Raw genomic sequence first — 22029 nt, 5'->3', positions numbered from 1 at the left:
TTCAAGCTCTCGGGAAGATTCGCTGCTCGATGATGGAACAGAGCACATGGCCGATCAGGATGTGTCCTTCCTGAATCCGCGGGGTCGAATCCGACGGCACGCGCAAACAATAGTCGCAGCATTCGGGCATGTCGCCACCCTGCCGCCCCGTCAGGCCGACGGTGACCAGTGCTCTTTCCCTGGCCACGCGCAAGGCGCGCCGGATGTTCGGCGAGCGCCCGGAGGTGGAAATACCGACGAAGACATCGCCGCCCTTGCCAACCGCCTCGATCTGACGCGCGAACAGGTATTCGTACCCATAGTCATTGCCGATGGCGGTCAGCACAGAGCTATCGGTCGTCAGGGCAAAGGCCGCCAGCCCCGGTCGATCATAGGCAAAGCGACTGACGATCTCGCCGGCCAGATGCTGGGAGTCGGCGGCACTCCCGCCGTTGCCGGCAAAGAGGATTTTGCCGCCATCCTGAAGCGCCTTCACGCAGGCATCGGCCACCGCCGCGATGCGCTCCAGCAGATCCTCGTCGCCGCTCATCGCGTCGAGGTTGCGGGCGGTTTCGCGCATTTGCGCCTGAATGTGCTCTTTCAGTAGATTTTCCACCCTTCGGTCCCGTGTTTGGTGAAATGACAGGTGTAGATCTGGCCGCGTGTCTGCTGGAGCGCCCGCATCACGTCCATGCGGCGCACCGGCTCGACCAACAGCATCATGAAACCGCCGCCGCCGGCGCCCGAGATTTTGCCCGCGCGCGCGCCCGCCCGGCGGGTCAACTCATAGATCTCCTCGATCTCGGGATTGGAGATACTGCGCGCCATCCGCTTCTTCGCCTGCCAGCCCGCCTCCATGGACTCGATCAGCCCGGCGAAATCGCCCCGCAGAAGATTCTCCTTCATCGCCAGCGCCTCCTGTTTGAGGGAGTGCATGGCCTCGATGGCGGTCGTATCCTGGCGTCGCACATTGGCCGACTGCTCGTCGATAATCTGAGCCGATTCGCGCGACACGCCGCCGAAGTAGAGCAGCAAGGATGCCTCCAGTTCGGACAGGATCCAGTTCTTGATGCGCAGCGGGTTGACCACCACCCGTTCCTCGGGGTGGAACTCCATGAAATTGAAGCCGCCGAAGGTCGCGGCATACTGATCCTGACGCCCGCCGCTGAGCCCCACGTCGACACGTTCGATGTCATAGGCCAGACGCGCGATATCGTACTCGCCAAGCGGCAGATTGAGCCACTCGACAAAGGCCTTGACCATCGACACCACGAGGGTGGACGAGGAACCCAGACCCGAGCCGGGCGGGGCGTCGGTGTGGGTGGTGAGCGTGAGCGAAAGCGGTTCGCAGCAATTGAAATCGCGCACGATCCGGTTGTAGACCCCTTTGTGCAGATCCAGCGTGCCATCGAGCGTCAGCTCCGACTCTGCCTCGCCCTCCCAGCGTTCCTGACGATCCGCCGCGATCAGTCGAACGCGCGCGTCCGCGCCCGGTTCCAGGGTGGTATAGGCGTATTTATCGATGGTCGCATTCAGCACCAAACCGCCGAAGGTGTCGCAGTACGGCGAGACATCGGTCCCGCCTCCCGCAAGGCCAAGCCGCAGGGGTGCCCTGGCTCTGACAAACATGTCTACCTCCGTTGCGTGAGCATGGTCGCCGCGAGGTGCTCAAACACTCGGCCCCAGGTCGCCTCATTGCGCATCAGGCCGATCTTGCGGGCGAAGCTGGATAACGTGTCGTGGGAGTATACCGCCAGACGGCGCATCCGCAACGGATCGCCATCGGCCAGCGCGGGGCCGTACTGCGTGGTGCAGGCGACCCGGTATCCGGCGTCGCGGACGGCTTCGACGACCGCCTGATTGTATGATCCATAGGGATAGGCGAAGCTGGTCACCGGCCGATCGAGGATTTCTTCCAATTCCAGTCGACAGCCCCGAATCTCGTCCGGCAAGCGATCCGCCGGGAGTTCGGCAAGTCGGCAGTGGTGGCGGCTGTGCCCGCCGATTTCCATCCCGGCCTGTGCCATCTCGCGCAGTCGTCCGGCATCCAGCATCGGCCAGCCGGTTGTCGTGTCATCGGACCAGGCCGCCGGTCTGCCGACGTTGGTGCTGACCACGAACCAGGTTGCCGGAATGCCCCGCCTCTCCAATGCCAGGAAGGCCGGATCGTTATCCCGATAACCGTCATCGAAGGTGATGGCGAGGCTGCACCGATCCGACGCATCCTCGCCAGTTAGATCCGAGACGCGGCGGAATTGCCATCCCGCATCGCGCAGTAAGTCGATCTGGTCTAGGAATCGGTTAAACGCCACTGACCAGAGCCACTTGGGTACGGCGCGACCGCCCTGAATCGAGTGATACATCAGGATCACGGGGCCGATCCGTCGCGATGCCTTCGCCAGAGAGCGCGAAAGCGGATCTGGTCCGAACATCGATCATGCCCCGGTGGCAGTGGACGCGCGCATCGGCATCATTTGTAGAGCTTGAGCGCCATGTCGATTTCCATTAACGTGTTGTTCACAACCGGATGAAGCGGGCATCGCGGATAGTCGGCAATCCACTGTTTCGTATACTCCACTTCTTTTTTCGCCTTGCGATAGTAACCTGGTTTTTTTTTGCGATCTTTCTCCGCGCGCGCTTGGTAAAGAGCAATGAGCCCTCCACAGAAGTGATTGGTTCCGACTCCGCATAACTCTCTGGATGGCATTCGATACCCTGCTCCTTCTTTTCCGAAGTAGAGATGACCGCAGTATTTTGGAAGCTTCAGCGCATATTTTAATGGCGCCTTATATTTTCCGGGCGACATGAGTTCTGCTGCATCAGCAAGATTGATACTGCCGATCTGAAGCAACAGGAAAAGCATCAATCCGCTGAGAACGGCATGCGCGAACCTATGCGACAGACTCAAAAACCGATTCTGCATCTCAAGTCCTCCTCAATAGTTCATGATTACATCATCATTAAACTCGCATCCGACGTCTCGCTCGGGTCGAGCGTTTAGCCGTCCATGGTCAATCGGCAAGACATGTTTTCCAGAGGTCGCGCCGTATGATATCACTGCCCCCACACCCATCCGCGGGGAGGAACTTGCATGGATTCCCGAGCTTTCGTCCCGTCGGAGGCGCTCCATTGCAGACTCGATCCAACAGCCTCTTCCCAGGTTAACGCGATCGCTACTCGCGTCGGATTCACCACGAGGAATTCGCGATGCTCGCCCATGCTTAAATTGACGACAACCAGCCGTGGGTCGGCCGCGGCCGGACAGGCCAGTCTGGCGGCCGGCGATACCGCTTCCGTATTCGCGCCCAGCACGGCGGGCGGAACACCCCAACCGCCATCGATCGAGAGCAGCAACGCCTCGGCAAGCCAGCATCGATAACGCGGATCAGGATCCGCCATGCATAAATGCCACAGCGCATCGGCCCAAAAACCAAGCGCGTGACCTTTCTTTCTGTCCTCGACCCAGAAAGCTCCGATGGGCGTCTCTTGGGTGTAATGCAACGCCTTGTCGATGACATCGCCAAGGGATGGGTCGGCAAAACGACGCCGGTAACGGACCAGATCCCAGAGATTGACTGTCTGATAGGCATGACTCACCCCGGTGAGGGATAAGGCCCGGTCGATATACCCGTTAGGCATCACCAGCCTGGGCCACCAGGATCGGATGTAATGCATGCGCGGGATGAGATATTTCCAGGTCATCCGCTTGACCGCGCGCACCGGCAGCGGCAGGCTTCTCGCCTGCGCAACGGGTAGAAAGGTCAGATCGATGAGCTGGTACAGCCAGCGATACAGGGGTTCGAATGGGCGTTGCGCCAGGATTGCAGTCGTCGCCCGTTGCGCGGAGGCGATGAGTTCGTCGAACCGGGCGTCTCCGGTCAGCCGGCGGTAGCGGTCCACGGCGATGACCGTGTCCAGATGGGTGTTGAGAACCATCATGTTGGTGGCGGATTTCCCCAACGCTCGGCTGGCATGCCACGCGAACGGCCCCTGATTCATGGTCTCCCGCGACAACTCAAGGGTGTCGTGAAGGAACCAGGCACCCAGATCGGTTTGGTCGACCAAACGCGCGATAAACTCGGTCGCCGCGCGTAATTTGTCCTTGACGACAGGATCGTCCCGCTCTTCGAGCGCCGTCGCCAACAAATGCATGCCACCACAATGAAGGCGGACATGGCACTCCATGCCCTTGGTCCATTCTCCGTGATACCAGCCGCCATCGTCACGTTGCCGATCCACGATGGCCATGACAACCAATCGCTTCAGAAATCCATAGAGAATCTTGCCGGTTGCCTGTTCGAGCCCCGACAGGATGAGATAGAGCGCATAGGCTTCCAACTCATCGTGAATGCGCCAGCCGGTGGGCCAGGCGGTTTCCCCGTTATAAAGTCGGCCATGAACGAGATGATGAAAAAGATCCGCTGGCTTGCGATAGATACCGTGCGAGGCATAGAGAAAATAGCGCTGCGTCTCCAGTGAATTGAAGCGACTGAGTTCGTCCAGAAGCCCCGCCTGCGCTGGCGCGATCTTGACGACGACGACATCTAGCAGACCGCCCGAGAGCGAGCGGAGTTGAACTTGCAGCCGTTCCGGCGTCAGCTCTAAACCGAGGATCTCGGACACGTTTTCGGTCAAGAGATGTCCTTGATCGTCGACCGTATGCGCCCGAGGAAGCACCGGAATCCAATAATGAGATCCAGATCCAGACTCGCAATGCAGCAGCCACCCGCCCGCCGGAAGCGCCTGTACGCGATAATCGCCATCGAACCGAAATTCGATGCTCTGCTCTGGCGCGAGCGGCACTCTCAAAAACAGGATATCCAATGCCTCGGCCGCATCGGAATCTCGCACCACCTCGCCGACATGCGGCAGGTTCCAGGCGTTTCTCTGTATCCCCAATAGACTGAGTTTCCGGAGTTGGCTCCCGTCATCGAGCCTCTCGAACAGCGATTCGATCATCACCGCATTCAGGGTCATGTCGATGCCCGCCCCAGGATACCCTTCCAGAAGGCAAGCAAGTCCGCCTCTTCATTCTCGGGGGAGTAGGTGGAAAGAATGAAGTCCGATGCACGTTGGCCCATTTCCAGGTACTGCTCTTGACGTGCATCGTAGGTGGTGGTCACGCCCTCCAGGGCTTGTGCGAAGCCAAGAATATCGCCGTATTCGATCGGGAAGGAAAACTCGGGCTTCATGAATTCCCGACCGCCACCGGCATGAAATCCAACCACAATCGAACCGCAGGCCATGGCCTCCGCCGGCGGCAGGCCAAAGCCCTCGTATTGACCGAGGCTAAGGAAGATTGCGGATTCGCGCATGAGTTGAGCAACCTTCTCCTGACTTATTCCGGAAAAGGGAACCAGGCTAAAGCCACTGAGTGAATCGCGGACCTTCAGGATATTGAGCACCTGCTGCACCTCTTGCTCACCCTTGCGAGCCGTGTAACAGATCTGACGCTTCTTCGCGCGACTGTAAGCGAATAAGTGTTTGTCGATACTCAAACGAAAACGAGCGGGTTCGAGTGTCGGGAACACATACTTGAGATAATCCAATCCATCCTCGGAGTTAATCAACACACCCTTGATGTCGGGATGAGTATAAGGATTTGGCAGCCTGTCTTTCTTGATTGAGTAACCGCGAAACGTCAGATAGCAATTCTGATTAAGAATAACCTTTGGAACTCCAACGGCAATCGATTTAATTTCAGGTCCATAGATCTCGGGCAGTACCAGGATATCAGTGTCTTCCAGCTTGGAAGTCGGTGCGCCGACGAGGAATATCTTTCTCGCGGGGTTATTCGAGACATATTTTTTCAGCTTGTGATAGATCCTCCTTTTGATGCTGCTGTCCCAATAAACAATCGGAGTATCATTCTCAAACCAAGTGCAACGATGCCCCAATTGACGATGAAGAACATATGCCTCGAATCCGTTGGCATTCAGGATATCCACATGGCGGTAAATTACGCGGACTCCGCCAGAGGGAAATGTGTAATCTGGAGCAAGAAAATAAATTGCCATACATACCTTCTGCTAATTGCTAAAGCTGCTGTGCCACAATGCATCAAGCCTACATACAGATTTCTACGATGCCTGTACCTTGTACTTCAATGGCGGTGACTACGCGCGGATCTAAGGTGATTGTGCTCCAGCATTCTCGCATATCGGTAGAAAAACCAATGCCATCAAATACAATTATCCCGTTTTTAGAAAGATAATTACATACAATCTCGAATTGCGAAAAAACGAATTTTGACGTATGAATCGCATCAATAAACGCGATATCTATTTTTTCATTGTCTCCTAGCTTTGCAGAAATATTTTCTTCAAAAGTGCCATTTGTTAGCTGGAATCGACTGCTAATAGTTAAAAGATTTTTTTCAGCGAGTTTTGCCCATATAGCATTAGGCTCAAAAGTTAATAATTTCCCTGCATTATTTTTTTCCAAACCAGCTAGCCAATACATGCCAGAAACACCAAATGCGGTACCAAACTCAACAACGACATCCGGCTTTCTAACAGTAACAAGCCAAGTAAAGAAAGAACCAAGCAACCGACTAGTTCTGACTTGCTCAGAAGTACGGGTTACCCCTCTTTGTACTGGCCAAGGATAATCATCAAGATCAGCATAGCCTTCCCACAACGGATGTTCGCCTGACTGCTGGGTTACTTTAGCTCTTTGCTCGATTACCTCGAATATGCGGTAAACGGGAAGGTTAAGTTTTCCTTTTTTTGTAATTTCTGACAACCAAGTTTCAGGCTTTGCTTTTTACCTGAATTTTGTAATTTTTTTTCCATAAATCAATTTCCACAATTTATGTATTTTGTTAAGCATTACGAGTTTCACGTTCTTCAATTCAGCATCTCCTGAAATTCATCATCACAATTAAATATAAGCATTTAACTTTTTGGATTTTCAAATAATACGAGACGTATTTTTATTTTGGAACTTCCAGACAGAAATAGTTTTCAAGAACTCAACAAGTCGTATACTTGTCGATAATAAATCCGATTTTGTTCACGACATTCCTCAAGTGCGTTCGGAAAAACACGAGCTACGGCAGCGAGTAGACGCCAACCAAGCACCGATTTACATGAATAACTAAAAGATTCTTTTCCGCGTATGCGTCGAGAGACTTTAATAAACGATCCTGTTCGCTCCCATACTGACGGGTACAATGTAATAGGATATTTTAGCGTTAGGAATTTTGAGTTAAATGGAAATGCCAAAACCTGACGATTCAGCAGCATACCCCAATACATTCCGTGATAAGAGCTAGTGATGATTGTCTTGCCCGAAGCGAGAAACTCAATCGTTTCATCGAAACTTGCTTGGTCGTTGCGAAGAGTAGGCCAGCCTTCTATGGGTACAGGTCGAGACCGATGTGAATAAACGACAAATTCGTGGCACGGATCTCGGTGTTTATCGAAGGTTGTATGCATGCAACTAACGCAAGGCACCCAAGGAAACTCGAATCCGAAGTCACGCAAGCCAACAAGATCAAAACCTCTCAGAAATTTTTCGTATGGGAACGATTTGAATTGTTGCCACCAAGGCCCTGTGTCTAACTGCTGTCCAATGCCCCATGCGATGAGGCTACCGCCATTTAACCGAGACTTGACCTGATCAATAGACTGCAAAAAAAACTCGTCGAACAATCCTCCTCCTCCAAGAATCACATGTCTATTATTTAAATCTAATTTAGCTGCATCGGCTACATCAGCTTGTATAATCTCAAAGCCTGGAAAATTAAAATATTCGGTTGGAGCACTCATAATATCGCCGACATTCTCGTCCCGACGATGAATATTGATTATTTGCATCACGGCAATTGCTCCTAAGTCCTGCTTCATTCAATGACTAGACGAAAAAGATGAATATGACTCTCCGTCGAGCTTCCATAATGCTGGCAAGGCGAGTAGGCGTGCTGACGCCTCATATGCTTCATTCAAATCAGAAGTGACTACAAATGTCTTAAGGGACTCGCCAATATAAATCATGCGCCGATTTTTATCCAATAAGGCAAAACGTATATTGTATGGCCCAGAAGCCAATGGGAAAGAATCGACTTCATATTCAATTTCATGAATCCCCGCTGACATATCCGGTCGATCACGGATGGAAGCGGTCGAGCCGGAATCTAAATATACAAAATCGGTTGTATGCGTTCCGACAACGATTTCTGGTTTCTCTAAAGGCTCTTTAAGCTCAAATTTGATACGAACATGAAGCTTGCCGCCCGATTCGACCGTATCTGTCGGAAATCCTTGCGTATCGATCAGCGCAATGCTCAGTAGTTCGGCTTCCCCTGAAGTGCTTATACGAGATTGTTTGTGGAGCGCCTCGGAGTGCGCAGCCAATACCTTTTCATTGCTTCTTCGATAAAATAGATCTGCAACTGGTTGGGGATCTCCATCCATCAGGATACGCCCATTACTTAGCAGTAAAACACGGCTACATATCCGCGAAACCTGTCGAATATTATGGCTAACCAGTAAAACTGTTTTGCCTCTGCGTCTAATTAAATCCTCCATCCGATCAAAACACTTCCGCTGAAACGCCAGATCCCCCACCGCCAGTACCTCATCGACGATCAGGATTTCGGAATCGATGCTAGTCGCGACCGAAAACGCTAGTTTGACCTTCATTCCCGAGCTATAGCGTTTCACCGGTGTGTCGATGAACTCTTCCATCTCGGCAAACTCAACGATGTCATCGAATTTGCGGTCGATTGCCTTGCGGGATAACCCCAGGATCGAGGCGTTGAGATAGACGTTCTCGCGTCCGGTGAGTTCGGGGATGAATCCCGCCCCGACCTCGATGAGCGGGGCGATACGGCCGTCGACCCGAATGCGGCCGGACGTGGGCGTGCTGATGTTGGCCAGTAGCTTCAGGAGGGTGCTCTTGCCCGCGCCATTGTGTCCGATGATGCCGACGACCTCGCCCGCTTCGATGCTGAAGCTGACATCGTCCAGTGCCTTGAACAGCGCGCGTTGCTCGACGGGCTGGCCGACGATGCGCCGCGCCTGATTCAGGAAGGTGGTTTTCAGGCTCTCCAACTGTCCGAGCTTGAATTCCTTGGTGAGGTGTTCGACTTCGATGATGGACATTAGCGGTTCGCTGGCTTCGTTGAATAGTTCTGTATCAATTCGCTCGCATAGGCTTGCGCCTTGGGAACGATGGAGAGCAGTTCAGGGGTTAGCGCAGCGACAGCCGCATAGATTTCAGCCAGTCGATCCGCCGCGTATTCATGGGCTATGAGATTTCGCAATTCACGAATACGGATCAAGGTGGCCGCATCGTCCACCCAATGGCGTTTTTCGGCACGTCGAAGTTGGAGTTTATTTTCGATCATAGCGGCATGCCATCCCGCATGGCAAGACGGGCAAAGGGCTTGCTGCAATCGGGATAAACGACAAGGTCAATGCGCTGTTCGCCCAGTTCTTGATGCAGCCGGGCCAGTATATCCAGCTTTTTCATCAAGTCGATCCTTTTCGATAGAACCAGCAAGTCAATGTCTCCGCCTTTCGCTGCTTTATCCGTGCGCGATCCGAACAGATAGACCGTCGCGGCGGGATCGGCCGCTCGAATGGCCTGCGTGATGGCTTGTCGCTCGGTTGGGCTTAGGCGCATGTTTACTTCGGACCGAGCAGCTCGGCCACCTCCGTGGCGTCGAAGATCCGCTCGGCCCAGGCTTCCAGTTGCTCGGCATCGGCCTCGCTCAACCGCGCCACCGCCCACGCCGGCAACTCGCCAAAGCGCCGACGGAGTTGCTTGTTCAGGATGGCTCGGGCCTCTTCCTGTCGGCCTTCCTGTCGGCCTTCTTGTCGGCCTGCCAGGCGCCCCTCCAGGTGCCCCTCTTCCCGGCCAATGCGCTGTACGGACGTCACATAGGGCATGTTTGCATTCCTCTCCAGTTCGCCAATCGCCGACCATAATTGTTGCTCCAACGCCGGAGGCAAATCCAGCAGCCAGTCAATCACCGCGAACAGGTCCAGGATCCGCTGCCGGTCCCAGTCGCGAGCGTAGAGCAGCTTCGTCAAGCGCCATTTGGCCGCATAGCGGGCCGGTGCGTCGCCGCGCGTCTGTCGCGTCAACAGATGCGCCGCCGTCACTAGCGCGAAGGTGTGGGGGTCGACCAGCAAGGTCTCCAGTTCCGGCGCGTAATCCAGGAGCTTGACCGTCGGAAACGTCAGGTGGTGGAAGATAGCGCGTGAGCGCGTCCTTCCAGGGCGTGTCGTAATCGTCCGTTCGAATCCCGTCGAGGTTAGTCATCCAGCCGTTCTCATTGTGGCGTCATCCGCCATCGTAGGAGCCCGCTTGCGGGCGACATAACCTGCCAAAAGCCTTCGGTACTGTCAACCTCCGTCGTCCGTAAGCAAACCAGCAGGCTGGCAAGCTTGCAAATCGCCCGCAAGCGGGCTCCTACGACACGTCGATTGGCATGCCGGCACAAGCTGACGATTGATTGGGTCAGCGATCAAACGTCGTGCTTCCATCAGCTTAACCTGAATCTTGAGAGGATCCGCGCCCTCATGCTTCAAATCACGTCCGCGAAATGCGACTCGGCGGTCTTGAACAGCTTGTACGAAATAGGCAGCAGGATCGCGGTCAGTAAGACGCCGGGCCAGAGGCTGGCGAGATCGGGCGGCAGTCCCTGGAGCATGGTGCGCTGGAAGGCGTCGATGATGCCGGCAAGCGGATTGAGCGTGTAAATGAAATAGAGGATGTCGGACCAGGATCCCGCGGCCTGATCTTCCAGCAGGCGCTGCTTGACCAGCGACAGCGGATAGATGACCGGGGAGAGATACATCATGATCTGCAGCAGCACCGGCAACGCCATGCCGATGTCGCGGTAATAGACGTTGATGGCGGAACCCACCAGGCTGATGACGAGCGCGGCCAGCAGGGTGTAGAGGATGATCAGGGGCACCCAGAGCGCATTCCAGGTCGGGGCCATCTGATAATAGGCCATGAGGCCGGCGAGGATCAGGAAACTGATCAGCAGCTCGATGAGCTTAGTGAGGGTGGCGGTGAGGGGAAAGATCTCGCGCGGAAAGTAGATCTTGCGGATCAGGGACGCATTGCCGACTACGCTGTTGACGCCCTCCGAGGCGGATTCCTGGAACAGGATCCAGGGCATGAGCGCGGCGAAGGCGAGAATAGGGTAAGGAATGCCGCCGGTTTCGATGCCGACGAAGCTCTTGACGACGCTGAAGATCAGCATGAGCAGCAGCGGTTTGATCACGGCCCAGGCGAGGCCCATGTAGGCCTGCTTGTAACGCACGATGATGTTCTTCCAGGCGAGGCTGAGCATTAATTCGCGGTAGTCGTAGAGATTCTTGGCGATGGCGATCATTGCGTTAACGCTTCATAGTCGACGTTGATGTGAGAGATCTCGCCGGGATGGACGCGGGTGTCTTGAGAGTCGGCGAAAGCGCTTCGGGTTTCTGGGCCAACGTCTTTCCTTCGTCATGAATCAGAAAGTCAGTGACCACCGCGAGGGCGACGAGATGATAAATGTAGTCGAAGTAGGCAAGACCGAGAAAGGCGCCCGACGCCATATAGCCGATCATGCTGGCCTGGATCATGGCGGCCAGATCCCCGGCCCATTTGAGATCCGGACGTTTCTTCGAGAATCGAATGATGTGGCTACACTTGAGCCAGGTGAGTGCCAGCAGGAGTAAAAAGAGCGTCAGGCCAGGCCAGCCATGCTCTCCCAAGACCTCGAAATAGATGCTGTGCACGTCATGCACGCGATCAGGCTCGGGGGCATAGGCTTGAAAGGTGGGGTAGCGATACATCTCGAAACCGCCTCCGGTGAACCGCGCATTCGCGACATTAAAGCCCGTCCACCATGCATTGATCCGCCCAAGGGCAGAGTCATCTTCTTGGTAGGTTTCGATGGTATTCATGCGGTCATACCACTCTTGCGGCATGATGCTGACGATCGCCACGACGGCCACGGCAATGAGGAGCGCGGTCGCAAACTTGTTCCGGCTTTTCAGCCAGAACATGGCGCCCATGATGGTCATGCCGACCAGCGCGCCGCGCGACTGACTGCCGATGGCGGCGATGGCCGTGAGTAGCATGGCGCCCGCAAGGCCCATCTGGAGCCATTTGCGAGGTTCCTGAAGATGCAGATAGCGCATGAGCGGAATGGTCATGACCAGGGCGAGAGCCATCTCGTTATTTCCGCCGATAAAAGTCCCCATCGGGCCTTGCACCCGGTACGCTCCGCCATTGAGGATGGTAAAAATCCCCCCCTTGATCCCATAAAAGCCCAGCGAAAGAGCGATGACCCAGACGAACAGGTGGACCCGTTCTTTTGAGGTGAGCAGCATGATGGTCATGACCGTCAAGATCTGAATCTTGACGACCTTATCGTACTGTTCAAGGGCGAGGTCGAAGTAGAGGGCCTGGGTGGTCGTGATTCCCATCCAGACGACAAAAAGCAGGAGCACGATGGTTTCCCGGCTCCAGATCATCCGCATCTTCTCTTTCGAGGCCAGCATCGCGATCATGGTGGTCAGGGCAACCACCAAGACGACGGGAAAGCTGAGCATGAAGCCGTAGCAGAGACGGTGCGCGTTCATGTAGCCGAGCCAGGCCGACAGGTAGACGCCCCAGACCGGCCGCGAGAGTACGAACGGCAACAGACCGAAGATGATAAGCGCTAGGACGATGTCTCTCATCTTGGGCTTGCCCCGACGGGGAACCGCCGCGCTCTTTTAAGGCGATTTACGGAAAAGCTCATACCCAGATTACATCCGCTGGTCGCGACATTAAATCCGTTCGTGGTGACATTAGGCGATTTCCGGAAAAGCGCATACCCACTTTCGTGGTGACATTGCATCCGTTCGTGGTGAGTCCTGAGCCCTTCGGCTTCGCTCAGGACAGGCTGCCGAAGGGTCGAACCATGAACGGATGCAATGTCGGCCTCGGAGCGCGATTTTCCGGTCATCCCATTCGACAAGCTCATGACAGGCTTCGACCCTTCGGCAGCCTGTCCTGAGCGAAGCCGAAGGGCTCAGGACTCACCACGAACGGAACATCGGTAAAGGCTTTTCCAGATATCCCCTAACCTGTCGCAGCTTGTCCGCGAGAATCGTTCGGCGCGGAGATGGAATTTCATGGACGCGAGCCCTCGGAGAAGATGTCCAACAGTCGGGATACCCGTTCGTCCCATGCGTTGGCGCGGGCATACGCCAAGACGGTTTCGCGCTCCCAGGGCTGGCCCAACGCTTTATCCAGGGCTTGAACCAAAGCCGCTTGATCGTCAAATGGCACGATGATTCCGAGATCGTCGGTGGCGACGACTTCCCGATTGCCGCCCACGTCGGTCGCAACCACGGGCAAACCGCAGGCCATGGCCTCCAGAATCACATTCGCCCAACCCTCGTTGCTGCTCGCGAGCACGAAGATGTCGGCGGCCGAGAACGGCCATTTGAGTGCGTCGGGCGGCAAGGCTCCCAGGAAGTGTACCCGCTCCACCAGATGTAAGCGATCAACCTGTTGACGAAGGGCGGCGCTGTTGTCGCCTTCCGGGCTGGAGCCGCCGACGATGAGATAGTGAAGATCTGGATGGCGCGCGAGCAAGGTGGGCAGGCAGTCGATCACCCGATGAAAGCCCTTGCGCTCCACCAGGGCGCCAACGGAGATCAGGACGGACGCCTTCGCGGGCAAACCCAGCCGTGCCCGTGCCTCGTTTCGATCCACAGGCTGGAAGCGTTGCGTGTCCACACCATTGCCTACCACGACACCCTTGTCAGGCGGCATACCCAGACCGATGGCCAGGCGCTTCAGCGAATCGGACACCGCGATCACGCGCTTCGCCTTGCTGAAAACCTCCCGCATCCGAGGGCGCAGCTTCGGATTGCGGCTGTGGGGAACCTCTGTCCCACGCAGGGTGACTGTCACGGGCAAGCCGAGCCACTGTCCTAAACGGACGGCCGAATGACCATCGGGGTAGGCAAAGTGAGCATCAATGAGGTTGTAGCCCTGTTTTTTGAGGCGCAGCAGGGTCGGATAACTGCCCAGTGCCATCGAGAGGCTGTCCAGATTGCGCAGCAGACCGGGCAAGGCCAGGAAACGGGGGAAGAGCACATCGATGCCGTCTTGCCGCTCCTGGTGCCCGGGCATCGGACGGTAATGAGGGCGAAACCGGCGGATCAGCTCTTGGCCAGGGAACCAGGGTTTAGGCGAGACGACCACCAGCGGCAGATGTTGGCCAACGCGGAACAGGCGTTCGCGGATGAACAGACCGGCATTGGGTTGGGCGCTGTTGGGAAACAGGCTGGAAAAGACGATCAGCGCCGGCGGTTTGGACATCAGTCGATTTCGCCTCGTGTTTCCGGGGCTTGAGCGGTGCTCCAGCGAAACACCGGGGAGCGGGCGTCTCGCCCGTCAAACGGGACGGAAGTCCGCCAGACGATGGACTGCTTACCGCCTGTTTTTGAATCGCCACTCAGCATTAGACCGCCATCGATAAAAGACGGGGAGCCGCAACCGGCGCATCGGCGGCTATCCTTAAATGTCGGGATTGTACAATAGTCAGACGCTAACCGGAAAATCTCTGGAACCGCCCTCATCACCTATCACATTCTGGCAAACTGCCGCTCAGTCGATGTTGAGGTGATTGAGGATCATGGGAAGCGTCAAACGATTGGCTGATGAAGTGGCGTGCGGGCTGCGCGAGGTGCACCCGCGTCTGCGCAAGACGGTGGTGAGCAAGCTGGCGTTGGCGGTCGGGGCGATGATCGAAGGCCAAACCCCGAACACGGTGGAGTTGGCCAATCTGCTGCCCTTGGACACCGAGCGGCAGGACATGCGCGAGCAATGGCTGAGGCGTTTGCTGAAGAATCCGCGGTTGGGTCCGGGAATGGTGATTGAGCCCTTTGCACGAGCGGAGTTGGCGAAGGCGGCCAGCCATGGTCAGACGGTGTTGTTGAGCCTGGACCAAACCGATTTGGGTGATCGGATGGCGCTGCTGATGGTGGCGTTGCGGGTGGGTGATCGCGCGATACCGCTGGCGTGGCGGGCTGAGGAAGGGGCGGCCAATCTCGGCTTCGCGGGCCAGCAGGTGGTGTTGGAGCCGCTCCTGGCCTGGCTGCCGTCCGGGGCGCGCGTGCTGCTATCGGCGGACCGGTTCTATCCGTCGGCGGGCCTGTTCGGGTGGCTCCAAGCCCGGGGCTGGAGCGACCGGCTGCGCCTGAAGAGCAACGTGCTAACGGATACCGGGCAGGGCGATGAGACGACGACGGGCGCGTTGGCACACGGGGTGACGGAACGTTACTTCACCGGTGTGCGCCTGTTTGCGCAGGGGGTGATCACGAACCTCGGGATCCTGCACGAGGATGGCCACCCCGAGCCGTGGATCATTGCCATGGACGCCGCCCCGACACGGGCAAGCGTGCTTGACGACGCTGCTCGCTGGGCCATCGAACCGATGTTCTCCGACGTCAAGGGCCGGGGCTTCGACTTGGAGGATTCGCAACTCCAGCATGCCGAGCGTTTGGAGCGACTGGTGCTCATCATGGCCTTGGCCATGTACTGGTGTGTTCGCGCCGGCCGAGACGAGGGGCTGAACGATCCGACACCACTCGAAAAAAAGTCCAGGCGCAGAACGACCCCGCGCATTGGAGCTTCAGGAAACTCTATCGTAGCCTGGTCTCGTGGTTCACGCGCGGCCTGCGCCGTCTGAAGCGGTGCCTTCAAAACGACCTCCCGTTGCCCGCTTTTCATGCCCGTGAGTAACTGATAGGTGATGAGGGAACCGCCACGGCAGTTCTCATGTTGGTGCCACCCGCTATCGTAGGCGCCCGCTCGGGCGACATGACCTGACAGTCGCTTGGGGTGTGCCTCACCCCGCTACCCCACTGCCATTAAGTTAAGCCGTTCGTGGTGAGTCCTGAGCCCGTCGAAGGGTCGAACCATGAACGGCTTAACTTTCAGGCGCCCAGGATTTTCCGTTCCTTCTCTAGCCAACTCAATTACAATCCGACCGGTCAAGTGTGGCTGCAAGTGACGATTTTCCGATCCCACCAAACCAAGCCGCGTTGCGCATGAATACTGTCTTCAAGGAATTCTAAGTCACCACCCTCGGCGGCGACTGGCAATGGATGTCGCGTCCTTTTGGGCAGCGACCCTTGCGCCTCGGTTCGCGACCGTATCGATAGCCCACGAGCGTGCCCGCTGACGCGATTTAGGTTTGAACGGAGAAGTTGTTGATGGCGATCGTCGAACCTCCTGAAGCTTCTGTCATCATCAGCACTCCCTTGTCTGGCCGCATCCGGGTCGACAGCCGCATCGTCCCGCTCATCAAGGGCGGGGCGGGTTTCATTCCCGAACTCGCCGGACGCAAGAACGCTTTATCCATCTTAATGATGTCGATGCGCGCACCCATTGCCATCGAGGCATGATCGATGTTCCAACCAGATCCGCTTTCGCGATCCATCGCAAAAGCATCGCGACTGACCGGTCCCTTGATCCTGATGTATCACTCGATTCAGGACGGTCGCACCGCACCCAAGTGGATCTGGTCCGTGGCGTTGCACCGGTTTGAACCGCCCCGGGTTTCGCGGAGGCTGGTTGGTTTAAGTTGAGACCACCGTCTCGGTTTTTTCGGCGAGTTGCCGATAGTCGTTTGCTTCAGCTTCGGCAGGCGGAATGTCGCCGATGGACTCTAGCAAACGTTGGTGGTTGAACCAAGACACCCATTCGAGGGTGGCTAGCTCCACGGCCTCACGGGTCTTCCAGGGCGCGCGCCGGTGGATCATCTCGGCCTTGTAGAGCCCGTTGATGGTTTCCGCCAGGGCGTTGTCGTCGCTGTCGCCCTTGCTGCCGACCGACGGTTCAATGCCGGCTTCTGCCAGTCGTTCGCTGTCGCGGATCGAAACGTCTTGCGAGCCGCGATCCGAATGGTGGATGCGCGAGTTGTCGCGCTCGGGCTGGCGCTCATAGAGGGCTTGTTCAAGTGCGTCGAGCACGAAGTCCGTCTGCATAGATCGGCTGACCCGCCAGCCGACGCTGTGGCGCGCGAAGACGTCGATGACGAAGGCGACAGCGACAGAGACCCAGCCCTGCCAGGTCGAGACGTCGGTGAAGTCCGACACCCAGCGCTGGTTAGGGCGGTCAGCCTGAACTGCCGGTTAACCCGGTCGAGCGGACAAGGGGCGGTCGCATCAGGCACCGTGGTGCGAACCACCTGGCCTCGAACGATCCCGCGCAGCCCGAGCCGGCGCATGCGTCGCTCGACGGTGCAGCGCGCCACGGCGATGCCTTCGCGGTTGAGCTGACGCCAGACCTTGTCGGCTCCGTCGATCTGCAGGTTGGCCTGCCAGACCCGCTCGATGTGGGCCGCCAGTCCCTCGTCACGCTTGGCTCGCGCGCAGCGCCGATCAGGCTCGCGCTGTTCGGCAGCGTCGCGCCTGTCGGCCGATGGGGCGACCTGCAGCACTCGGCAGATCGGCTCGACCCCCAGGGGCCTCGCGATGCGCGTCGATGAAGGGCCTCACGACGTCACGCGGCGGTCGAACTCCGCCTGGGCGAAATCGGCGCTGGCCAGGCGCAGGATCTCAGTCGCTTTGCGCCGTTCCTTGACCTCGCGCTCAAGCGCCTTGATGCGCTGCTGCTCGCTGCTGGTCGGACTATCTTGCTGACCGGTACCGCGCTCGTGCTGTCGAACCCAGTTGTGCAGCGTCTGAGCCGTGCCGCCGATCTGGGCGGCGATCAATTCAACCGCCGCCCAGAGGGACGGATGATCGGGTCGCGACTCGAACAGCATGCGTACTGCACGCTCGCGGATCTCGGGGGAAAACTTCACAGACTTCTTCATGGCTCCATCTTCTCAAGAGTTGGAGCCTCCGCGAAACCCGGGGCGGTTCACTCCCAGGAAGCACTCACGGGTTACGTGCCGACGAGGGCGATGCGTTTGCCGTTCTTCGCATGAAGTTTCACTGCGCCCGCAAGCGCGAATAGGGAGCCTCGTAGCGTGCGACGCTTTGCCGCCAGTTGCGCACTTCCTCGACAAATCGCCGGCCTGCCAGCCGCATCGTCGGCCAGTCCGATTGGTGGTCGAGCATGTCGCCGATCGCAGCGGTCAGGGCGGCAACGTTGCCGGCGGCGAACAGACGCCCGGTCTCGCCATCGCGGATCAGTTCCTGGTGGCCACCAACGTCGGAGGCAATGAAGACGCGCCCCTGAGCCATGGCTTCGAGCGGTTTGAGGGGGGTCACCAGTTCGGTGAGCCGCATCGAGTGGCGCGGGTAGGCGAGCAGGTCGATCAGGTCGTAATAGCGACTGACTTCGCGATGCGGGACGCGACCGGCGAAGACGACCCGCTCGGCCACGCCGAGACGCCGGGCCTGCGCCTTGAGGTTTGCCTCCTGGGGACCGCCGCCAACCAGCAGCAGGCGCAGTTCGGGGCGGGCGGCGAGCAGCCGGGGGAGTGCATCGACGAGCAGGTCTAGTCCTTCGTAGGCGTAGAAAGAGCCGACGAATCCGATCACGGTGGCCCCGTCCAGTCCAAGTTGCTTCTTGAGGGCGGCATCAGGTTCGCCCGAGAGCTGGAAGCTTTCGATGTCGACGGCATTCGGGATGACGGTCATTTTGTTCGGCGAGATGCCGCGCGCGATGATGTCGCGCCGCAATCCCTCGCAGATGGTAAAGACGTGGTCGACCCGCTTCAGCGCCCAGGTTTCAAGCGCGCGGGTGGCACGGTAGCGCGGACTGCCTTCGCGCGTGGTGCCATGATCGACAGCGGCATCTTCCCAGAAGGCGCGGATTTCATAGACGACCGGAATCCCCAGGCGGCGACCGGCACGCAGTGTCGGGATGGCATTGAGGACCGGCGAGTGGGCGTGCAGAAGATCCGGTTTCAGGGTCTTGGCGAGGCCCAACAAGCGCTGCTCGGTCAGGCGCATTTCCAGCCAGGGACGCAGCAGCGGCAAGTCGCCGAGCACGCCGGTCGGTGGCGGTGTGCGAAAGAAGTGCAAACCTTCGGCGTCTTCTTCCGCCTGGGAACTGCCACTCTGTCTGGGGCTGGTGAGATGAAAAGTTTTCCAACCGAGCTTGCCCTGTTCGCGCAAAATGCTGGCGGTCCGAAACGTGTAGCCAGAATGGAGCGGTAACGAATGGTCCAGAACGTGCAGGATACGCATCGGTGCCTTTTGGTATATCTAGGGTTGGATTTTTTGTCATTGCAACCCGTGCCAGTTGGCACGGTCATCCGTTTGCGGTGCGTCCTAGGGCTGAAAGGAACGGAAAACCCTTCATACAGGATTAATGCCTTGGGATGGCGACGACGGCTGATCGGGGAGATTATCACGCTTGGACATGACAGATCGCCGAACTGATCTGGACACGGCAATTCTTATTTTAACGTAGGCGCCCGCTTGCGGGCGACTGGCGGGTCTGCGGCGGGCGATGGGGTTTGACCGCGTCAAGGCTTTTGGCAGGGGCGTGTCGCCCGAACGGCGCGGACAGCATTTTTCGCGCGCAAAGCAACGCCCCCGACCTTTTTGAGGACGGGGGCGTTGGGGAGAGGGCCCTGGCGGTGACCTACGTTCGCATGGGGAGGCCCCACACTAGCATCGGCGAGCCACCGTTTCACGTCTGAGTTCGGGAAGGGATCAGGTGGTTCCAGTGGTCTATGGCCGCCAGGGAAAGCGTTGACGGCGTCCGCCGGGGCGGGGCCATCGAAACTTGGCGTGATCGTTGTGAATCCGGACCCAACGCGCTTGGGTGTTATATGGTCAAGCCGCACGGTCAATTAGTACGGGTTAGCTCCATCCATTACTGGACTTCCACATCCCGCCTATCCACGTCGTAGTCTTCGACGGACCTTCAGAGGCATCGAGTGCCTAGGGAGACCTCATCTTGGGAGGGGCTTCCCGCTTAGATGCTTTCAGCGGTTATCCCGTCCGAACGTAGCTACCCGGCAATGCCACTGGCGTGACAACCGGAACACCAGGGGTTCGTCCACTCCGGTCCTCTCGTACTAGGAGCAGCTTCCCTCAAGTCTCCAACGCCCACGGCAGATAGGGACCGAACTGTCTCACGACGTTCTAAACCCAGCTCGCGTACCACTTTAAATGGCGAACAGCCATACCCTTGGGACCGACTTCAGCCCCAGGATGTGATGAGCCGACATCGAGGTGCCAAACACCGCCGTCGATATGAACTCTTGGGCGGTATCAGCCTGTTATCCCCGGAGTACCTTTTATCCGTTGAGCGATGGCCCTTCCATACAGAACCACCGGATCACTAAGACCTACTTTCGTACCTGCTCGACGTGTCTGTCTCGCAGTCAAGCACCCTTATGCCTTTGCACTAAACTCCCGATTTCCGACCGGGATTAGGGTACCTTCGTGCTCCTCCGTTACGCTTTGGGAGGAGACCGCCCCAGTCAAACTACCCACCATGCACGGTCCCTGCTCCGGATGACGGAGCGAGGTTAGAACGTCAAACAGACCAGGGTGGTATTTCAAGGATGGCTCCCTCGGAACTGGCGTCCCAAGTTCACAGCCTCCCACCTATCCTACACAAGTCGGTTCAACGTCCAGTGCAAAGCTATAGTAAAGGTTCACGGGGTCTTTCCGTCTAGCCGCGGGAACTCGGCATCTTAACCGAGAATTCAATTTCACTGAGTCTCGGGTGGAGACAGCGCCGCCATCGTTACGCCATTCGTGCAGGTCGGAACTTACCCGACAAGGAATTTCGCTACCTTAGGACCGTTATAGTTACGGCCGCCGTTTACCGGGGCTTCGATCAAGAGCTTCTCCTTGCGGATAACCCCATCAATTAACCTTCCGGCACCGGGCAGGCGTCACACCCTATACGTCCACTTTCGTGTTGGCAGAGTGCTGTGTTTTTAATAAACAGTCGCAGCGGCCTGGTCACTGCAACCCCGTTCGGCTCCGCCCGCAAGGGGCTTCACGTACTTGGGGCGTACCTTCTCCCGAAGTTACGGTACTATTTTGCCTAGTTCCTTCACCCGAGTTCTCTCAAGCGCCTGGGGATTCTCACCCTGCCCACCTGTGTCGGTTTGGGGTACGGTCACGCACGACCTGAAGCTTAGAGGCTTTTCTTGGAAGCGTGGCATCGATCACTTCGTGCCCGTGGGCACTCGTCGTCACGCCTCGGCATTAAGGGTCCGGATTTGCCTAAACCCTCTGCCTACACGCTTGAACCGGGACAACCAACGCCCGGATGACCTAGCCTTCTCCGTCCCCTCATCGCAGTCGTGCCTGGTGCCGGAATTTTAACCGGCTTCCCATCGATTACGCGTTTCCGCCTCACCTTAGGGGCCGACTCACCCTGCGCCGATGAACGTTGCGCAGGAAACCTTGGGCTTTCGGCGGGGGGGACTCTCACCCCCCTTGTCGTTACTTATGTCAGCATTCGCACTTCCGATACCTCCAGCATGCCTTACAGCACACCTTCGACGGCGTACGGAACGCTCCCCTACCATGCCAGTTGCCTGGCATCCGCAGCTTCGGTACATGGCTTGAGCCCCGGTACATCTTCCGCGCAGGCCGACTCGACCAGTGAGCTATTACGCTTTCTTTAAAGGATGGCTGCTTCTAAGCCAACCTCCTGGCTGTCTGGGCCTTCCCACATCGTTTCCCACTGAGCCATGATTTAGGGACCTTAGCTGGCGGTCTGGGTTGTTGCCCTTTTGACGACGGACGTTAGCACCCGCCGTCTGTCTCCCGCGATGGCACTTGCCGGTATTCGGAGTTTGCATCGGGTTGGTAAGCCGGGATGGCCCCCTAGCCGACACAGTGCTCTACCCCCGGCAGTGAACTCGCGAGGCGCTACCTAAATAGCTTTCGGGGAGAACCAGCTATCTCCGAGCTTGATTAGCCTTTCACTCCGACCCACAGCTCATCCGAATCTTTTTCAACAGATCCCGGTTCGGGCCTCCAGTGGGTGTTACCCCACCTTCACCCTGGCCATGGGTAGATCGCCCGGTTTCGGGTCTACTCCCAGCGACTGAACGCCCTATTCAGACTCGCTTTCGCTACGCCTCCCCTAGTCGGTTAAGCTTGC

18 protein-coding genes, 2 rRNA genes, 1 pseudogene and 1 other annotated feature (1 of these 22 running past the window's edge) are annotated in these 22029 nt (G+C 57.5%); of the genes and pseudogenes, 2 read left to right on the top strand and 19 right to left on the bottom strand.

Annotation, left to right across the window (positions count from 1 at the left end; all coding sequences use genetic code 11):
* Position 1: 1 nt before the first annotated feature.
* The 15 genes from THIVI_RS19560 to THIVI_RS19500 all read right to left on the bottom strand — a co-directional run bounded on the left by THIVI_RS19560 (position 2) and on the right by THIVI_RS19500 (position 14307).
* Positions 2–595 carry a D-sedoheptulose 7-phosphate isomerase gene (locus THIVI_RS19560; protein ID WP_014780256.1) on the bottom strand — a complete coding sequence of 198 codons (594 nt, stop codon included), beginning with the start codon at positions 593–595 and terminating at the stop codon, positions 2–4.
* A complete protein-coding gene (locus tag THIVI_RS19555; RefSeq protein ID WP_014780255.1) occupies positions 580–1608 on the bottom strand; it encodes a GHMP family kinase ATP-binding protein in 1029 nt (342 codons plus the stop codon). The genes THIVI_RS19560 and THIVI_RS19555 overlap by 16 nt, the downstream gene beginning before the upstream one ends.
* A gap of 2 nt (positions 1609–1610) precedes the next feature.
* Positions 1611–2342 (bottom strand): polysaccharide deacetylase family protein, encoded by a 732-nt coding sequence (locus THIVI_RS19550; RefSeq protein WP_157174515.1) that lies wholly within the window; start codon positions 2340–2342, stop codon positions 1611–1613.
* 107 nt (positions 2343–2449) lie between these two features.
* The gene (locus tag THIVI_RS19545; protein WP_014780253.1) at positions 2450–2902 is read right to left on the bottom strand and encodes a hypothetical protein; all 453 of its coding nucleotides are present in this window, start codon (positions 2900–2902) and stop codon (positions 2450–2452) included.
* A gap of 131 nt (positions 2903–3033) precedes the next feature.
* Positions 3034–4956, bottom strand: a complete 1923-nt coding sequence (locus THIVI_RS19540) for a hypothetical protein (RefSeq protein ID WP_014780252.1) — start codon at positions 4954–4956, stop codon at positions 3034–3036.
* Entirely contained in the window at positions 4953–5996 is a 1044-nt protein-coding gene (locus THIVI_RS19535) for a glycosyltransferase (protein WP_014780251.1), read from the bottom strand. Before THIVI_RS19535 ends, THIVI_RS19540 begins: the two co-directional genes overlap by 4 nt.
* Before the next feature lie 49 nt (positions 5997–6045).
* On the bottom strand, positions 6046–6723 hold the full coding sequence (locus THIVI_RS24060; RefSeq protein ID WP_014780250.1) for an O-methyltransferase: 678 nt from the start codon (positions 6721–6723) through the stop codon (positions 6046–6048).
* 221 nt (positions 6724–6944) lie between these two features.
* Positions 6945–7829, bottom strand: coding sequence for a glycosyltransferase family protein (locus THIVI_RS24055; protein ID WP_157174514.1), 885 nt, complete (start codon positions 7827–7829; stop codon positions 6945–6947).
* On the bottom strand, positions 7830–9086 hold the full coding sequence (locus THIVI_RS19530; protein WP_014780248.1) for an ABC transporter ATP-binding protein: 1257 nt from the start codon (positions 9084–9086) through the stop codon (positions 7830–7832). It abuts the gene before it with no gap.
* A complete protein-coding gene (locus THIVI_RS19525) occupies positions 9086–9331 on the bottom strand; it encodes a hypothetical protein (RefSeq protein WP_052315069.1) in 246 nt (81 codons plus the stop codon). Before THIVI_RS19525 ends, THIVI_RS19530 begins: the two co-directional genes overlap by 1 nt.
* Positions 9328–9609: a nucleotidyltransferase domain-containing protein gene (locus THIVI_RS19520; protein ID WP_014780247.1), complete on the bottom strand. Its 282-nt coding sequence runs from the start codon at positions 9607–9609 to the stop codon at positions 9328–9330. Before THIVI_RS19520 ends, THIVI_RS19525 begins: the two co-directional genes overlap by 4 nt.
* Before the next feature lie 2 nt (positions 9610–9611).
* The gene (locus THIVI_RS25405; protein ID WP_052315068.1) at positions 9612–10121 is read right to left on the bottom strand and encodes a DUF4351 domain-containing protein; all 510 of its coding nucleotides are present in this window, start codon (positions 10119–10121) and stop codon (positions 9612–9614) included.
* A 395-nt stretch (positions 10122–10516) separates the two neighbouring features.
* Positions 10517–11335 carry an ABC transporter permease gene (locus THIVI_RS19510; RefSeq protein ID WP_014780246.1) on the bottom strand — a complete coding sequence of 273 codons (819 nt, stop codon included), beginning with the start codon at positions 11333–11335 and terminating at the stop codon, positions 10517–10519.
* 4 nt (positions 11336–11339) lie between these two features.
* Entirely contained in the window at positions 11340–12671 is a 1332-nt protein-coding gene (locus tag THIVI_RS19505) for a putative O-glycosylation ligase, exosortase A system-associated (protein ID WP_014780245.1), read from the bottom strand.
* A 436-nt stretch (positions 12672–13107) separates the two neighbouring features.
* Positions 13108–14307, bottom strand: a complete 1200-nt coding sequence (locus THIVI_RS19500; RefSeq protein ID WP_014780244.1) for a glycosyltransferase — start codon at positions 14305–14307, stop codon at positions 13108–13110.
* A 316-nt stretch (positions 14308–14623) separates the two neighbouring features.
* On the opposite strand from THIVI_RS19500, the gene THIVI_RS19495 reads away from it, so the two are divergent.
* Both THIVI_RS19495 and THIVI_RS24915 read left to right on the top strand, forming a co-directional pair.
* Positions 14624–15679 carry a transposase gene (locus THIVI_RS19495; RefSeq protein WP_014777014.1) on the top strand — a complete coding sequence of 352 codons (1056 nt, stop codon included), beginning with the start codon at positions 14624–14626 and terminating at the stop codon, positions 15677–15679.
* Between the two features lie 526 nt (positions 15680–16205).
* Complete coding sequence (locus THIVI_RS24915) at positions 16206–16397, top strand: hypothetical protein (protein WP_157174513.1); 192 nt, start codon at positions 16206–16208, stop codon at positions 16395–16397.
* Positions 16398–16571: 174 nt separating this feature from the next.
* On the opposite strand, the pseudogene THIVI_RS19485 reads toward THIVI_RS24915, so the two are convergent.
* The 4 genes and pseudogenes from THIVI_RS19485 to THIVI_RS19465 form a co-directional block, all read right to left on the bottom strand.
* Positions 16572–17812, bottom strand: a pseudogene (locus THIVI_RS19485) (IS3 family transposase).
* Positions 17417–17534 (bottom strand) — a sequence feature (AL1L pseudoknot). Its footprint overlaps the pseudogene before it by 118 nt.
* A 118-nt stretch (positions 17813–17930) precedes the next feature.
* Positions 17931–19136, bottom strand: a complete 1206-nt coding sequence (locus THIVI_RS19475) for a TIGR04063 family PEP-CTERM/XrtA system glycosyltransferase (protein ID WP_014780243.1) — start codon at positions 19134–19136, stop codon at positions 17931–17933.
* A 387-nt stretch (positions 19137–19523) separates the two neighbouring features.
* Positions 19524–19639: ribosomal RNA gene (rrf, locus tag THIVI_RS19470) — 5S ribosomal RNA — on the bottom strand.
* Positions 19640–19726: 87 nt separating this feature from the next.
* Positions 19727–22029 (bottom strand): 23S ribosomal RNA (locus THIVI_RS19465) (it continues 589 nt past the right edge of the window).

Origin of the sequence: Thiocystis violascens DSM 198, assembly GCF_000227745.2 — a bacterium.
In the GTDB taxonomy this organism is placed as follows: domain Bacteria; phylum Pseudomonadota; class Gammaproteobacteria; order Chromatiales; family Chromatiaceae; genus Chromatium; species Chromatium violascens.
The sequence above is the reverse complement of the archived record's forward strand: the minus strand, read 5'-3'. Positions and strand labels throughout refer to the sequence as shown.